Annotated in this window: 1 protein-coding gene; it reads left to right on the top strand. The window is 48.4% G+C overall.

The window, feature by feature from the left end:
- Positions 1 to 144 precede the first annotated feature (144 nt).
- Positions 145 to 450: hypothetical protein (locus ACTHTY_RS11930; RefSeq protein ID WP_440367843.1), on the top strand; the 306-nt coding region annotated here is incomplete at its 3' end.

Genomic DNA, 450 nt, shown 5'->3' with positions numbered 1-450 from the left:
TTTTACCGTTGCGATGCCCTGGGGATAGGGATAGGCAAAGGTCGTTTGAAAAATGTGGAGGTTTCAGAGATGTCATTTCCGTGTGATTTATGCGGGGACGGTCTCGGGAACCAAATTTGCTTTTTTTTGGGCTGCAGTTGTTTTTTGTGGGGGGTTTGGTTGGGTGGTGGGTGTGTTTGTGTCTGTGTTGGTTTGGGTTTTTGTGGGTTTTTGGTGTGGGTTTGTGGGTTTTTGGTGTTGTGTTTTTGGGTGGTTTTGTTGGTGTGTGTGTTTGTGGAGTGTGTGGGTGGGTTGTTTGTGGTGTGTTTGTTTTTGTTGGTGTTGTGTTTGTTTGTTGGGTTTTGGGGGGGGTTGGTGGTGTTGTTGGGGGTTTGGTTTGGGGTTTGGTGTGTGGTGTTTTGGTTGGGTGGGTGGGGTGGGGTGTGGGTTGTTTTGTTGTGTGTGTGGGTG

This window comes from Neisseria sp. P0019.S002 (genome assembly GCF_051957155.1).
Taxonomy (GTDB): Bacteria; Pseudomonadota; Gammaproteobacteria; order Burkholderiales; family Neisseriaceae; genus Neisseria; species Neisseria perflava.
Note: the sequence above shows the minus strand (reverse complement) of the source record. Positions and strands in the feature narration are given on the sequence as shown.